10 protein-coding genes are annotated in these 14,673 nt (G+C 73.3%); 2 read left to right on the forward strand and 8 right to left on the reverse strand.

The window, feature by feature from the left end:
- Nucleotides 1–11: 11 nt before the first annotated feature.
- Nucleotides 12–872 (reverse strand): helix-turn-helix transcriptional regulator, encoded by an 861-nt coding sequence (locus ACYVAP_RS06630; RefSeq protein WP_498860053.1) that lies wholly within the window; start codon nt 870–872, stop codon nt 12–14.
- A 79-nt stretch (nt 873–951) separates the two neighbouring features.
- On the opposite strand from ACYVAP_RS06630, the gene ilvD reads away from it, so the two are divergent.
- Nucleotides 952–2,787 carry a dihydroxy-acid dehydratase gene (gene ilvD / locus ACYVAP_RS06635; RefSeq protein ID WP_498860054.1) on the forward strand — a complete coding sequence of 612 codons (1,836 nt, stop codon included), beginning with the start codon at nt 952–954 and terminating at the stop codon, nt 2,785–2,787.
- 120 nt (nt 2,788–2,907) lie between these two features.
- Here the strand turns inward: ilvD and cobA are convergent, their stop codons facing one another.
- The 7 genes from cobA to ACYVAP_RS06670 form a co-directional block, all read right to left on the reverse strand.
- Nucleotides 2,908–4,503: a uroporphyrinogen-III C-methyltransferase gene (gene cobA / locus ACYVAP_RS06640; protein ID WP_498860055.1), complete on the reverse strand. Its 1,596-nt coding sequence runs from the start codon at nt 4,501–4,503 to the stop codon at nt 2,908–2,910.
- Complete coding sequence (gene nirD, locus ACYVAP_RS06645) at nt 4,503–4,868, reverse strand: nitrite reductase small subunit NirD (protein WP_498860056.1); 366 nt, start codon at nt 4,866–4,868, stop codon at nt 4,503–4,505. The genes cobA and nirD overlap by 1 nt, the downstream gene beginning before the upstream one ends.
- A 14-nt stretch (nt 4,869–4,882) precedes the next feature.
- Nucleotides 4,883–7,552 carry a nitrite reductase large subunit NirB family protein gene (nirB, locus tag ACYVAP_RS06650; RefSeq protein WP_498860057.1) on the reverse strand — a complete coding sequence of 890 codons (2,670 nt, stop codon included), beginning with the start codon at nt 7,550–7,552 and terminating at the stop codon, nt 4,883–4,885.
- 135 nt (nt 7,553–7,687) lie between these two features.
- Nucleotides 7,688–9,013 (reverse strand): sulfate adenylyltransferase subunit 1, encoded by a 1,326-nt coding sequence (locus tag ACYVAP_RS06655; RefSeq protein ID WP_498860058.1) that lies wholly within the window; start codon nt 9,011–9,013, stop codon nt 7,688–7,690.
- Nucleotides 9,013–9,942, reverse strand: coding sequence for a sulfate adenylyltransferase subunit CysD (cysD, locus tag ACYVAP_RS06660; protein WP_259359598.1), 930 nt, complete (start codon nt 9,940–9,942; stop codon nt 9,013–9,015). The genes ACYVAP_RS06655 and cysD overlap by 1 nt, the downstream gene beginning before the upstream one ends.
- Nucleotides 9,939–10,805: an adenylyl/phosphoadenylyl-sulfate reductase gene (locus ACYVAP_RS06665; RefSeq protein ID WP_498860059.1), complete on the reverse strand. Its 867-nt coding sequence runs from the start codon at nt 10,803–10,805 to the stop codon at nt 9,939–9,941. Before ACYVAP_RS06665 ends, cysD begins: the two co-directional genes overlap by 4 nt.
- On the reverse strand, nt 10,802–12,547 hold the full coding sequence (locus ACYVAP_RS06670) for a nitrite/sulfite reductase (protein ID WP_498860060.1): 1,746 nt from the start codon (nt 12,545–12,547) through the stop codon (nt 10,802–10,804). Before ACYVAP_RS06670 ends, ACYVAP_RS06665 begins: the two co-directional genes overlap by 4 nt.
- 361 nt (nt 12,548–12,908) lie before the next feature.
- On the opposite strand from ACYVAP_RS06670, the gene ACYVAP_RS06675 reads away from it, so the two are divergent.
- Nucleotides 12,909–14,672, forward strand: coding sequence for an acetolactate synthase large subunit (locus tag ACYVAP_RS06675; protein WP_498860061.1), 1,764 nt, complete (start codon nt 12,909–12,911; stop codon nt 14,670–14,672).
- Nucleotide 14,673 lies beyond the last annotated feature (1 nt).

A 14,673-nucleotide genomic window follows, 5' to 3' on the forward strand; every position in this document is an offset into this window, starting at 1 on the left:
GGCGACCGAGATCAGTCCCCGGCGTCCGGGCCGGCCTCCGGGTCCGCCTCCAGCAGCGCCGCGGCCGCGGTGGGCGTGCCGTCCTCGTCGAGCGGAAGGTAGGAGACCACGTGCAGGTCAGGAGCGTCCTGCGGGACGATGTTGACCTGCTCGAAGACGAGCCGCCCCACGACCGGGTGCTCGAACACCCGGCGCCGGGAGCTGAATCGGTCCACCTCGTGCGCATCCCAGGCGCGAGAGAACTCCGGGCTCACCGCGCGCAGGTGGTTCACGAGGCGGACGTGCTGCGGCCCGCCGCTGCGACCGCTCGCCTCCGCGCGGTACTCCGCGAGGAACTGGCGGCTGGTGCGGTCCCAGTCCGGCAGCATCGAGCGCACCCACGGGTCGGTGAAGATGAACTGGAGCAGGTTCCGCTGGGCGGGGTCCGCGTCCCGCACCGCCGGGAAGAGCCCTGCGTAGGCGCGGTTCCATGCGGCCACGTCCCAGTGCGTGGTCAGCGCGAACGACGGCGCGGGGTCGAGGGCGTCGAGCAGGTGCTGCACGTGCGAGGGCACCGGGGCGGGCTCGGCGAGATCGGGCCGCGGCGGCGGTGTGAAGCCGGCGAGTCCGAGCACGTAGTCGTGCTCCGCCTCGGTGAGGCGCAGGTTCACCGCCACGGCATCGATGACCTGCCGTGACGGGTTGATGTCCCGCCCCTGCTCGAGCCAGGTGTACCAGGTGACGGAGACGCCGGAGAGGAAGGCGATCTCCTCCCGGCGCAGGCCCGTGGTCCGGCCGCGACCCACGGGCGGCAGGTCGTAGTCGGACCGCTGGACCTCGTTGCGCCGTCGGCGCAGGAAGGTGCCGAGGTCGGTGCGTGCGCCGGTGTCCATGCCGCGAAAACTATCAGTTCCACCACTAGTAGCAGCCGTGTCTTGGTGCCCGGTCGCTCCAGGTGGCCTAATGGACCCCATGCCCCAGCTCCGCTCCCGCACCTCGACCCACGGCCGCAACATGGCCGGCGCCCGCGCCCTGTGGCGCGCCACCGGCATGGAGACCTCCGACTTCGGCAAGCCGATCATCGCGATCGCGAACTCGTACACCCAGTTCGTGCCCGGCCACGTCCACCTCAAGAACCTCGGCGACCTCGTCGCCGGCGCGATCAAGGAGGCGGGCGGCACCGCCCGGGAGTTCAACACCATCGCCGTGGACGACGGCATCGCCATGGGTCACGGCGGCATGCTCTACTCCCTGCCCTCCCGCGATGTCATCGCCGACAGCGTGGAGTACATGGTCAACGCGCACTGCGCCGACGCGCTCGTGTGCATCTCCAACTGCGACAAGATCACCCCGGGCATGCTCATGGCCGCGATGCGGCTGAACATCCCGGTCGTCTTCGTCTCCGGCGGCCCGATGGAGTCCGGCAAGCCCGTCGAGGGCGTCGTCGACCACCGCCTCGACCTCGTCGACGCGATCTCGCTCTCCGCGGACGAGACGATCACCGACGTCCAGCTCGCCGAGATCGAGGAGAACGCCTGCCCCACCTGCGGCTCCTGCTCCGGCATGTTCACCGCGAACTCCATGAACTGCCTCACCGAGGCGCTGGGCCTGTCGCTCCCCGGCAACGGCACCACCCTCGCCACCCACGCCTTCCGCAAGGAGCTGTTCCTCCGCGCGGGCCGCACGATCATGGACCTGTGCCGCCGCTACTACGGCGAGGACGACGACTCCGTGCTCCCGCGCAACATCGCCACCAAGGCCGCGTTCTCCAACGCCATGAGCCTGGACGTCGCGATGGGCGGCTCCACCAACACCGTGCTGCACATCCTCGCCGCCGCGATCGAGGGCGAGGTCGACTTCGGCCTCGAGGACATCGACCGCCTCTCCCGCTCCGTGCCGTGCCTCGCGAAGGTCGCCCCGAACAGCCAGAAGTACCACATCGAGGACGTCCACCGGGCGGGCGGCATCCCCGCGATCCTCGGCGAGCTGAGCCGCGCGGGCCTGCTCGACCACTCCGTGCACTCCGTGCACTCGCCGGACCTCGACACGTGGCTCGGCGACTGGGACATCCGCTCGGGGAGCACCACCAAGGAGGCGGAGGCGTTCTTCCACGCCGCCCCCGGCCGCGTGCGCACCACGCAGGCGTTCTCGCAGTCCGCCGTCTGGGAGGACCTCGACCGCGACGGCGAGTCCGGCGCGATCCGCGCGGTCGCCCACGCCTACACGAAGGACGGCGGGCTCTGCGTCCTCAAGGGGAACCTCGCCACCGAGGGCGCCGTCATCAAGACGGCCGGCATCACCGAGGACCTCTTCCACTTCGAGGGCACCGCCGTCGTCTGCGACTCGCAGGAGGAGGCCGTCCAGAAGATCCTCGACAAGACCGTCAAGGAGGGGGACATCGTCGTCATCCGCTACGAAGGCCCCCAGGGCGGCCCGGGCATGCAGGAGATGCTCTACCCGACCTCCTTCCTCAAGGGCCGCGGCCTCGGCAAGGCCTGCGCGCTCATCACCGACGGTCGCTTCTCCGGCGGCACGAGCGGCGTCTCCATCGGCCACATCTCCCCGGAGGCGGCCGAGGGTGGGCTGATCGGCCTCGTCGAGGACGGCGACCGGATCGTGCTCGACGTCGACAAGCGCCTGCTCGAGCTGCAGGTCCCGGACGAGGAGATCGAGCGCCGCCGCACCGCGAAGGGTACGCTGCCGTGGCGCCCCGAGCACCGCGAGCGCGAGGTCTCCCAGGCGCTCAAGGTCTACGCGCACCTCGTGCGCTCGGCCACCTACGGCGCCACCCGCCGCCCGCTGGACTGACCCCGCACGCAGAGCGCCCGGCTTCCCTCAGGGGGAGGCCGGGCGCCCTGCTGCGTGGAGTCCTGCCACGAGGCAGGAGGCGGGCCGACGGGCGGCCCCCCCCCCGGGGGAGAAGAGAGATCAGCCTCCGAGGGCCTGCCGGTACCGCTCCGCGGCGACGTCCGCGACGAGCGGGTGGTCGCCGAGCGGCGCCGCGAGCAGGTCCGCGCCCGCCGCTGCGAGCTGGTCGTGGAAGAAGCCCGGTGCGAGCAGGTAGGTCGCGATCGCGACGCGACCACCCGCCGCCCGTGCCCGTGCCGCGGAGAGGGCCTCGGGGACGGCCGGCTCCGCGGCGGAGATGAACCCGAGTGTGACCTCGCGCCCCAGGCGCGCGGCGAGCAGGGAGCGCATCTCCTCGGCCATGCCGCGGCCCGCCGCGTCGCGGGTGCCGGCGACGGCCATGACGACCGTGTCCTGCTCCGTCGCACCGGCCTCCTCGAGCCGCTGCGCCATGACCTCCGCGAGCCGCGGGTCCGTGCCCAGCGGCCCGGCGGCGACGGCGTCGTGCGCGGCGACCGCGGCGGCCACGTCCTGGCCCACGTGGAAGCCGGTCGAGAGCAGCAGCGGGACCACCACGGCGGCCGGCGGCCCCTGCTCGCGGGTGCTGCGCTCGGCGCGCACGGGGGCGAGAGCGGCGACGACATCGCCGACGGCAGGGGTCTGCACGTCCACGTAGGCCTCGCGCACCGTCACCCCGGGCAGCGCCGCGTCCAGACGCCGCAGCAGCGCCCGCACCACATCGCGCCCCTCACGGGAGCGGGTGCCGTGGGCGGTGCCGACGAGCACCGGGGAGGTTCCCGAGGCCGCGTCGGAGGGTGTGCCGGGGACGGTGCGGCCCGCCGTCGCCGAGTGGTCGAGCGGGGCGGGCAGCGCCTCGCGTCCCGATCCGTGCGGGGGCACGGGAAGCTCCGGCGGGAGCAGGAAGCCCTCCGCGGCCGTGCGCCCGAGGACGATCACGGAGGGGAAGCCGATGCCCTCGTGCTCGACGACGCGCGCGATCGTGTCGAGGGTGCCGCGCACGGTGCGCTGCCCGGGCAGCGTCGCCTCCTGGACGACGGCGACGGGCAGGTCCCCGGGCACGCCGTTGAGGGTCGCCTGGGAGACGAGACGCGGCAGCCAGCCCACCCCCATCATCAGCACGGTCGTGGTGCCCGGGTCGCGGAGCGCCGCGAGATCCGCCTCACCGAGGTCCCCGTGGGCGTTGACGACGTGCACGGCGACCGCGGTGCCGCGGTGCGTGACGGGCACGTCCCCGGCGGCGGGACCCGCGATCGCGGAGGTCACCCCGGGCACCACCTGGACCGGCACGCCCGCGGCGCGGCACGCGAGGACCTCCTCGCCGCCGCGGCCCAGCACGAAGGGATCCCCGCCCTTGAGCCGCACCACCCGCTTCCCGGCGCGGGCACGGTCCACGAGGACCTCCTCGATCTCGTGCTGGCGCATCGAGGGACGGCCGGGGGTCTTGCCGACGTCGATCACCTCGACCTCGGGGCCCAGGAGCTCGACGACCGAGGCCGGCCCGAGCCGGTCCACGACGACGACCTCCGCCTGCCGCAGCAGGGTCAGCGCCCGCACCGTCATCAGGTCGAGGGCGCCGGGGCCGCCGCCCACGAGGGCGACGGTCCCCGGGTCGAGGACCGCCGCGCCGAGCGCGTCGGGCTCCGGCCCCGACCCCATCAGGAGCCGGCCCGCACGGTGCGCGGGGCGGGGGCGACGAGCACGCGGCCCTCCCGCACCTCCGCGTCGTGGACGTCGATCGGCAGGTCCTCCCCGCCGGCGGCGTCGAGCACCGCGCCGCTGTCCACGTCCCACACCTGCTTGTAGAGGGGCGAGGTGAGCGTGGGGACGACGGTGCCGTCCCCCAGGTCGTGGCTGCCGATGATGCCGCGGGCGAGGACGTTCGCCCCCGAGTACGGGTCCCGCTGCTGGACGGCGCGCACGCCGCCGTCCTCGAGGCGGAACACGGCCACCTGCCGGTCGCCGAGCAGGGCCGCGGCGCCGCGCTCGGGCAGCAGGTCCTCCAGCGCGCACACGTCGATCATGGTCGCCTCCTCGTTCATCGGTCCTCCCGGGCCCCATCCTCGCCGATCCCGGCCGTGCCCTGCAGCGCGAGTTCACGGACCCGCGCCGGGTCGTGGTCCACGATCCGGTCGCCCGGACGCGCCGGCCGCACCTGGCCCCGCTCCGGGGCGAAGGCGAGATCCGGGTCCGGGGTGCCGGGGGCGTTCACGAAGGGCACGAAGCGGGACAGCCGCACGGGGTCGGAGAGGGTCTGCGCCCATTCGTCGGCGTAGGTCTCCACGTGCCGGGCCATCGACGCCTCGAGGTCCTCGCCGATCCCCAGCGAGTCCTCGACGATCACCCGCCGCAGCTCCTCGAGGCCGCCCGGCCGCTCCTCGACCCAGCGCGCGGTGCGCTGGAGCCGGTCCGCCTCCCGCACGTACAGCATGAGGAAGCGGTCGATGCAGCGCACGAGGGCGGCGTCGTCGAGGTCCTCGACGAGGAGCCGCGCGTGCGCGGGCTGGGCGCCGCCGTTGCCGCCCACGTACAGGTTCCAGCCCTTGGCCGTCGCGATGACGCCCACGTCCTTCGCCCGCGCCTCCGCGCACTCGCGGGCGCAGCCGGAGACGCCGATCTTGATCTTGTGCGGGGAGCGGAGCCCCCGGTAACGGTGCTCGAGGGCCACCGCCATCGTCGTCGAGTCCTGCACGCCGTAGCGGCACCACGAGCTGCCCACGCAGGACTTCACCATGCGCAGGGACTTGCCGTAGGCGTGCCCGGACTCGAGGCCCACGGCGTTCAGCCGCCGCCAGATCTCCGGCAGCTGGTCCAGGCGCGCCCCGAACATGCCGATCCGCTGGGCGCCGTTGAGCTTGAGGTAGAGCCCGTGCTCCTTCGCGATCGCGGCGACCTCGGCGAGCTGCTCGGCGGTCACCTCGCCGCCCGGCATGCGGGGGATCACCGAATAGGTGCCGTTGCGCTGGATGTTCGCCATGACGTGGTCGTTCGTGTCCTGGAGCGAGCCCAGCTGACGTCCCACCGGGCTGTGCAGGCTGCCCGAGGTGGAGCCGAGCGTGGAGAGGATGGAGGCGATCGTCGGCCGGCAGACGGCGCAGCCGCGGCCCGTGCCGTGGGCGGCGACGATCTCGGTGAAGGTGGTCTGCCCGCCCTCCTCGACGAGCCGGTACAGCTCGGCGCGGGACATGGGGAAGTGCTCGCACAGGGCCGTCGAGACGGTCTCGCCGAGCTTCTCGAGCTCCGCGTCCAGCAGGGAGGAGAGCGTGGGCACGCACGAGCCGCAGACCGTGCCCGCGCTCGTGCAGCCCTTGATCTCGGCGACGCTGCGGCATCCCTGCTCGCTCACCGAGCGGCGGATCGTGCCCGCGTCCACGGCGTTGCACGAGCAGACCACGGCGTCGTCGGGCAGCTCCGTCTGGACGTCGGCGCCGCCCGCAGGGGCGATGAGGGCGGAGGGGTCCGCGCCGAGCGGGCGCCCGACGAGCGGGCGCAGCCGCGGGTAGAGCGACACGTCGCCCACGAGGACGCCGCCGCGCAGCACGGTCGCGTCGTCGGAGAGGACGAGCTTGCGGTACTGGCGGTGGACGGGGTCGACGAAGGAGACCTCGAGGGCGTCGGGGCTGAGCGCGTTGACGTCGCCGAAGGAGGCGGCGTCCACCCCGGCGCTCTTGAGCTTCGTGCCCTCCGCCGCGCGACGGTGCGTCCTCCCGCCGCCGAGCAGCTGGTCCACGACGACGTCGGCCATGTCGTTGCCGGGCGCGACGAGCCCGGCGCAGGTCCCCTCGAAGGAAGCGCACTCGCCGATCGCCCAGATGGCCGGGTCCGAGGTCCGGCAGCTCGCGCCGACCACGACCCCGCCGCGCTCGCCGATCGCGAGCCCCGCCTCCCGGGCGAGCCGGTCGCGGGGACGGATGCCGGTCGAGAGCACGACGACGTCCGCGGGGACCTCCTCGCCGTCGGTGAGGACCATGGTCGCGACGGCGCCGTCCCCGGAGGGGCGCATGGCGCTCGCGCCGACGCCCGTGCGCACGGCGAGCCCGCGGTCCTGGGCGAGCAGCCGGAGCATCTCGCCGCCGCCCTGGTCGAGCTGGACGGCCATGAGCCGGTCCGCGAACTCGACGACGGTCACCGCGGCGCCGAGCCCCTGGAGGGACGCGGCGGCCTCGAGTCCCAGCACCCCGCCGCCGACGACGACCCCGTGCAGCGGACGGCCGAGGGCCTCGGAGCGCAGGCGGGTCCACTCGGCCAGCTGCTCCACGTCCTCGAGGGTGCGGTAGGAGAAGATCCCGGGCAGGTCCCCGCCCTCGGCGCGCGGCGCCCAGGGCCACGAGCCGGTCGCCAGGACGAGCTGGTCGTAGGGGTGCACGGCCCCGGACCGGGTCGTCACCGTATGCGCCTCGCGGTCGATCGACGCGGCGGCGTCACCCGTGACGAGCGTGATCCGCGGGTCGTCCCAGACGGCCGTGTCGAGCTCGAGCAGCTCGGGGCGGCGGCTCGAGAACCAGTCGGAGAGGTGGACGCGGTCGTAGGGGCGGTGCGGCTCCTCGCCGAGGACGGTGAGCCGCCAGTCGCCGTCCGGGTCCTCGGCGCGCAGCCGTGCCGCGAGGCGGTGGCCGGTCATGCCGCCGCCGAGGACGAGCAGGCGGGTGCCGTCCAGCGGGGAGCGCGCACGGACGGGGACGAGGGGCGAGGAACCGGGGACGGTCATGATCACGATCTCCTGGCGGGTCGGCGAGGTGCTGCCGCCATTGTGGACTCCCCCCGGGGCCGCTCCGCAGGACTTCCGGCCCGGTTCTCCGTGAACGCTCGCCCGTCGGACCGGTCGGTCCGACGGGCGAGCGGCTCAGGCGCGCAGCTCGGCGCCGACCATGCCCGCGGCGAGCGTGGTGCCGCTCTGCGGGTCGATCACGATGAACGAGCCGCCCTCGCGGCTCGCGCCGTAGGGCTCGAGGGGGAGGGGCTGGGCGAAGGCCAGCTCGACCCGGACGAGGTCGTTGAGCTCGCCCTGCTCCGCAGGCACCCGCTCGAGGGCCGCGATGTCGAGCTTCTCGAGGATCGCGGTGACGCGCGCCTGCACGGTGCTGGTGCCGTGCTTGACGAGCACCCGGGCCCCGGGGACGAGCGGCTTCTCCGCGAGCCAGCAGAGCACCGTGGTCGCGGACTCCGCCGTGACGGGGAGGTCGCCCCCGGCGATGAGGTCACCGCGGGACACGTCGAGCTCGTCGGCCAGGCGCAGGGTCACGGCGATGCCGGCCTCCGCACGGTCCACGGACTCGGGACCGCGGTCGATGCCGACCACCTGCGTGCGCCGGCCGGAGCCCGCCACGCCCACCTCGTCGCCCACGGCGATCGAGCCGGAGGTGATGAGGCCCGCGTAGCCGCGGTAGTCGACGTGCGCGGGGTCCACGGCGCCCTGCTGGGGCCGGATCACGAGCTGCACGGGCAGGCGGAAGGGCCCCTCGCGCAGGTCCTGGCCGCCCGGGAAGGCCTCGAGCAGGTCCAGGAGGGTGGGCCCCGTGTACCAGGGGGTCCTCTCCGACGGGGTCACGACGTTGTCGCCGTGCAGGGCGGAGACGGGCACCACGCGCAGGTCGGTGATCGAGAGGGTCCTCGCGATCTCCTCGAGCTGGGAGACGACCTCCTCGTGCACCTGCTGGGGGTTCTCGACGAGGTCGATCTTGTTCAGGGCGACGACCAGGTGGGGGACGCGCAGCAGACCCGCGATCGCGAGGTGCCGGCGCGTCTGCTCGACGACGCCGTTGCGGGCGTCGACGAGCACCGTGACGACGTCCGCCGTGGAGGCGCCGGTGACGGTGTTGCGCGTGTACTGCACGTGGCCGGGGGTGTCGGCGAGCACGTAGGAGCGGGTCGCCGTCGCGAAGTACCGGTAGGCGACGTCGATCGTGATGCCCTGCTCGCGCTCGGCGCGGAGGCCGTCGGTGAGCAGCGCGAGATCGGCGAGCTCGCCCTTCCAGCCGCGCTGACGGCTCGCCGCCTCGACGGAGGCGAGCTGGTCCGCGAGGACGGACTTCGTGTCGTGCAGGAGCCGGCCGATGAGGGTCGACTTGCCGTCGTCCACGCTGCCGGCGGTCGCGATGCGCAGGAGGGTGGGGCCGGAGCCGCCCTCGGAGGATCCCGTGGGATCCAGGAGCAGTGATGCGGTGCTCATCAGAAGTAGCCCTCCTTCTTGCGGTCCTCCATGGCGGCCTCGGAGATGCGGTCGTCCGCGCGGGTCGCGCCGCGCTCCGAGACGGTGGTCGCCGCGACCTCGGCGAGGACGGCCTCGACGTCCCGCGCCTCGGAGGGGACGGCGCCGGTGCAGGACACGTCGCCCACGGTGCGGTAGCGCACGGTGCGCACGGAGGTGGTCTCGCCCTCGCGCAGCGGCACGATCTCGCCGGGGGAGAGGAGCATGCCGTCGCGCTCGACGACCTCGCGCTCGTGCGCGTAGTACAGGGACGGGAGCTCGATGCCCTCGCGGGCGATGTACCGCCACACGTCGAGCTCGGTCCAGTTCGACAGCGGGAAGACGCGCACGTGCTCCCCGGGGCGATGGCGCGTGTTGTAGAGGTGCCACAGCTCGGGGCGCTGGTTCTTGGGATCCCAGTGTCCGAAGGAGTTGCGCAGGCTCACCACGCGCTCCTTGGCGCGGGCCTTGTCCTCGTCGCGCCGGCCGCCGCCGAACACGGCGTCGTGGCGGCCGTCCTCGATGCCGTCGAGGAGGGGGAGGGTCTGGAGCGGGTTGCGGGTGCCGTCGGCCCGCTCCTCGAGCCGGCCGTCGTCGAGGTAGTCCTGGACGCGCGCGACCTTGAGCTCGACCCCGAGGCGCTCGACCGTGCGGTCGCGGAACTCGAGGACCTCCGGGAAGTTGTGGCCGGTGTCGACGTGGAGCACGGGGAAGGGCACGGGCGCCGGCCAGAAGGCCTTCACCGCGAGGTGGAGCATGACCACCGAGTCCTTGCCGCCGGAGAAGAGCATGACGGGGCGCTCGAGCTCCGCGACCACCTCACGGATGATGTGGATGCCCTCGCTCTCGAGGGCGTCGAGCAGGGAGGTCGGCGCGCCGAGCTCCTGCGGGGGGCGGGCGACGGTGGTCATCGGTCCTCCTCGGCGGTGTTCACGGTGATCAGCTGCAGGGGCACGGCCGCGATCGGGGCGCCCTGGGCGTCCTGCTCGGTGCCGGTGCCTCCCTCGGACGGGTGCAGCCCGCACTCGGTCTTCTCCGTGCCGGCCCAGCGGCCCGCACGGGGGTCCTCGCCGGGGGCGACGGCGCGCGTGCAGGGCAGGCAGCCGATGCTCGGGTAGCCCTGGTGCAGCAGCGGGTTCTCGGGCAGGCCGTGCTCGGCGGAGTACGCCATGAGACGGTCGTAGCTCCAGGTCACGAGGGGGTTGATCTTCACCAGCCCGAAGCCCTCGTCCCAGGTGACGACCGGGGTCGCGGCGCGGGTGGGGCCCTCCTCGCGGCGCACGCCGGTCGCCCAGGCGTCGTAGCCGGCGAGCACGCGCTTCAGCGGGGCGACCTTGCGCATGCCGCAGCAGGCGCCCGGGTCGCGGTCGTGCAGGCGGGGACCGTGCTCGGCGTCCTGCTCGGCGACGGTGTGCTCGGGGAGCACGTCCACGATCGTCACGTCGAGCTCCTGCTCGACCCGGTCGCGCGTCGCGAGCGTCTCGGGGAAGTGATAGCCGGTGTCGAGGAAGAGCACGTCGACGCCCGGACGGTGCGCGGCGACGACCTGGGGGAGGACCGCGTCGGCCATCGAGCACGCGACGGCGAGGGCGGGGCCGAACTGCTCGGCGGCCCACGCGGAGACCGCGCTCGCGAGGTCCTCGGGCCCGAGCTCCTTCTCCAGCTCGGCGAAGCGCGCGGAGGCCTCCTCGGCGATCGCGCGGAGCCGCGCGGTGCGCTGCTCGGGGGACTCGCCCGTGGTGCCGGCGGCGGCGGAAGGTCGGTTCTCGGTCATCGCAGCTCCTCGTCCTCGGCGCGGTGCGTCCACGCGGCGAAGGTCTCCCCGCTGTCGCGACCTGCGACGTAACGGCGCACGACCCTCTCCACGTACTCGCCCAGCTCGGTCGCCGCGACCTTGTGCTGTCGCAGCGTGCGTCCCAGCTGCGGCACCTCGAGATCGTGGCGTCCCAGCGATCCTCCCAGATGGACCTGGAACCCGGGGACCTGCTCGCCGGCGTCGGTCGTGATGATCTGGCCCTTGAGGCCGATGTCCGCGGTCTGGATGCGGGCGCACGAGTTCGGGCAGCCGTTCACGTGCATGCTGATCGGCGCCTCGAGCTGGTCCTCGACGTCGGCGAGACGCGTCTCGAGCTCGTCGATCGTGCGCTCGGCCGTGTCCTTCGTGTCGACGATCGCGAGCTTGCAGAACTCGAGGCCGGTGCAGGCCATGGAGGAGCGGCGGAGGGCGCCGGGGCGGGTGCGCAGGCCGAGCCCCTCCAGGCCGGCGACCGCGTCCTCGACGCGCTCCGCGGGGACGCCGAGCACGACGAGCTTCTGGAAGGCGGTCAGGCGCACGCCCTCGGCGCCGACCTCCTCGACGAGGTCCGCGAGGCGGGTGAGCAGGTCCCCGCCGATGCGGCCGACGGTCGGCGCGGCGCCGATGTAGGAGCGGCCGTCCTTCTGAGGGTGCACGCCGACGTGGTCGCCGGGTCCGGTGGCGGGCGCCGGGGCGGGGCCGTCCTCGAGGGCGTAGCCGAGGTACTCGGTCTCGAGCACCTCGCGGAAGCGCTCGGTGCCCCAGTCGGCGAGGAGGAACTTCAGGCGCGCCTTGTTGCGCAGGCGCCGGAAGCCGTAGTCGCGGAAGATCCGGATGACGCCGTGCCAGACGTCCGCCGCCTGCTCCTCCGTGACGAAGGCGCCCAGGCGCTCCGCGAGGCGCGGCGTCGTGGACAGCGCGCCGCCCACCCAGAGGTCGTAGCCGGGGCCCAGCTCAGGGTGCACGACGCCCACGAGCGAGACGTCGTTGATCTCGTGCGCGACGTCGAGGCTCGGGTGGCCGGTGATCGCGGTCTTGAACTTGCGGGGGAGGTTCGCGAGCTCGGGGTCCCCGATGAAGCGGCGCTTGATCTCCGCGATCGCGGGGGTGGGGTCGATGATCTCGTCCGCCGCGATGCCCGCGACCGGGCTGCCGAGGAAACCGCGCGGGGTGTCGCCGCACGCGGTCGTCGTCTCGAGGCCGACGGTGTCCAGGCGCCGCCAGATCTCCGGGACGTCCTCGATGCCGATCCAGTGGTACTGGACGTTCTGGCGGTCGGTGATGTCCGCGGTGCCGCGGGCGAAGTCGGTCGCGATCGAGCCGAGCACGCGCAGAGCGCGCGGGGGCAGCAGGGCGCCGTCGCTGCGCACGCGCAGCATGAAGTAGCGGTCCTCGAGCTCGTGCGGCTCGAGCTGGGCGGTGCGGCCGCCGTCGATCCCGGGCTTGCGCTGGGTGTAGAGGCCCCACCAGCGGAAGCGGCCGTGGAGGTCGTCGCCGTCGATCGAGTCGAAGCCCTCGCGGGCGTAGGTCTCCTCGATGCGCCGGCGCACGTCGAGCCCGTTGCCGGCGGCCTTGACCTCCTCGTTGGAGTTCAGGGGCGTGGGGCCGTCGACCTTCCACTGCCCCTGGGGCTTCCCGGAGCGGGAGGGGCGCACACGCGCGGGCGCGGCGCCGGCGGCGCTCGGGGCCGGGGTGCGCAGGTCGGTGTCAGGGCTGTCCATGCGATCCATAGTGACGCGTTATGCGGCCTCGAACAAATGCTTGGGTCGAAATGTGTCGCCGCATGGCCGGCCCCCGAGGTGTCGACCGGTCGCCGTCCCGTGCGGGTCCGCATCCTGGACGGACGCGGCGGAGGGCGAGGCCGGGCGGGCTATGGTGTGCCCATGCAGAAGATCCTTCTCGTAGTCATCGAGCGCGGCTGACGCCCGTTCGTCCCTACGAGACGTCCTCCGCGCCCCTCCAGAGCCCCAGGCCGAGGGGCTTTTTCGTGTTCAGCGTGATCCGCGGGCACGGACCCGAGAGGGGGAGGGGAACATGGCACGGCCGCCCCTGGTCCCCCGTCCGCGATCCGAAGGAGCAACGATGTCCCCGCAGCAGATGACCGGCGCGCAGGCGCTGGTCGAGTCCCTCGAGCATGCCGGGGCCGAGGTCGTCTTCGGCCTGCCCGGCGGCGCGATCCTCCCCACCTACGATCCGCTCCTGGACGCCAAGAAGCTCCGCCACGTGCTCGTCCGCCACGAGCAGGGCGCGGGCCACGCGGCGAGCGGCTACGCCCACGCGACCGGCAAGGTCGGCGTGTGCCTCGCGACCTCCGGCCCGGGCGCGACGAACCTCATCACCGCGATCGCGGACGCCCAGATGGACTCGATCCCGATGGTCGCGATCACCGGCCAGGTGGGCTCCTCCTTCATCGGCACCGACGCCTTCCAGGAGGCGGACATCGTCGGGATGACGATGCCGGTCACCAAGCACAACTTCCTCGTGAAGGACGCCGCGGACATCCCGCGCACCATCAAGCAGGCCTTCCACATCGCCTCGACCGGCCGCCCCGGCGTCGTCCTCGTGGACGTCACGAAGGACGCCCAGCAGGCGACCGCCCCGTTCGTGTGGCCCGAGGACCTCGACCTCCCCGGCTACCACCCCGAGGGCCGGCCCCACCTCAAGCAGATCCGCGAGGCGGCCTCGCTGCTGCTCTCCGCGAAGCGGCCCGTCTTCCTCCTGGGTGGCGGCGTGCTGCGCGGGAACGCCTCGGCCGAGGTGCGCGAGCTCGTGGACCTCTCCGGCGCGCCCTTCGTCACTACCCTCATGGGCCGCGGTGCGCTCCCGGACTCCCACCCCCAGCAGCTCGGCATGCCCGGCATGCACGGCACGGTCGCGGCGGTCTCGGCCCTCCAGCGGGCGGATCTCATCATCGCGATCGGCGCTCGCTTCGACGACCGCGTGACCGGGCGCCTGGACTCCTTCGCCCCGGACGCGGCGATCGTCCACGCGGACATCGACCCCGCGGAGATCTCCAAGAACCGCACCGCCGACGTCCCGATCGTCGGGCAGGCCGGGGAGGTCGCGACGGCCCTCACCGCTGAGCTGCGCTCCCGCCTCGATGCGGCGGAGCAGGACCCGCGCGACTACGCCGCGTGGTGGCAGATGCTCGACACGCTGCGCAGCTCCTACCCGCTGGGGTGGACCGAGACGGCCGACGGCTTCACGGCGCCGCAGAAGGTCATCTCCCGGATCGGCGCGATCAGCGGCCCGGACTCGGTGTTCGTCGCCGGCGTCGGCCAGCACCAGATGTGGTCGAGCCAGTTCATCTCCTACGAGAACCCGCGCAGCTGGATCAACTCCGGCGGCCTCGGCACGATGGGCTACTCGGTCCCCGCGGCCATGGGCGCCAAGGTGGGCCGCCCGGACGTCCCGGTGTGGGCGATCGACGGCGACGGCTGCTTCCAGATGACGAACCAGGAGCTCGCGACCTGCGTCATCAACGACATCCCGATCAAGGTCGCGGTCATCAACAACTCGAGCCTCGGCATGGTGCGCCAGTGGCAGAACCTGTTCTACGACCAGCGCTACTCGAACACCGAGCTCAACACCGGTCACGGCTCGCGCCGCATCCCGGACTTCGTGAAGCTCGCCGACGCGTACGGCGCGGCGGGGCTGCGCTGCGAGCGGGACGAGGACATCGACGCGACCATCGAGGCGGCGATGGCGATCAACGACCGCCCGGTCGTCGTGGACTTCACCGTGAGCGCCGACGCGATGGTGTGGCCGATGGTCCCCGCCGGCGTCTCCAACGACGAGATCCAGATCGCCCAGGGCATGAGCCCCGAGTGGGAGAGGGACATCTGAG

This window comes from Brachybacterium horti, from assembly GCF_054777615.1.

What these genes read in the sequence shown, in the direction of transcription:
- ACYVAP_RS06655 (WP_498860058.1), bottom strand. Translation starts at nt 9,013, where the DNA reads ATGAGCACCGCATCACTGCTCCTGGATCCCACGGGATCCTCCGAGGGC.
- nirB (WP_498860057.1), bottom strand. Translation starts at nt 7,552, where the DNA reads ATGACCGTCCCCGGTTCCTCGCCCCTCGTCCCCGTCCGTGCGCGCTCC.
- nirD (WP_498860056.1), bottom strand. Translation starts at nt 4,868, where the DNA reads ATGATCGACGTGTGCGCGCTGGAGGACCTGCTGCCCGAGCGCGGCGCC.
- ACYVAP_RS06670 (WP_498860060.1), bottom strand. Translation starts at nt 12,547, where the DNA reads ATGGACAGCCCTGACACCGACCTGCGCACCCCGGCCCCGAGCGCCGCC.
- cysD (WP_259359598.1), bottom strand. Translation starts at nt 9,942, where the DNA reads ATGACCACCGTCGCCCGCCCCCCGCAGGAGCTCGGCGCGCCGACCTCC.
- ACYVAP_RS06665 (WP_498860059.1), bottom strand. Translation starts at nt 10,805, where the DNA reads ATGACCGAGAACCGACCTTCCGCCGCCGCCGGCACCACGGGCGAGTCC.
- ACYVAP_RS06630 (WP_498860053.1), bottom strand. Translation starts at nt 872, where the DNA reads ATGGACACCGGCGCACGCACCGACCTCGGCACCTTCCTGCGCCGACGG.
- cobA (WP_498860055.1), bottom strand. Translation starts at nt 4,503, where the DNA reads ATGGGGTCGGGGCCGGAGCCCGACGCGCTCGGCGCGGCGGTCCTCGAC.
- ilvD (WP_498860054.1), top strand. Translation starts at nt 952, where the DNA reads ATGCCCCAGCTCCGCTCCCGCACCTCGACCCACGGCCGCAACATGGCC.
- ACYVAP_RS06675 (WP_498860061.1), top strand. Translation starts at nt 12,909, where the DNA reads ATGTCCCCGCAGCAGATGACCGGCGCGCAGGCGCTGGTCGAGTCCCTC.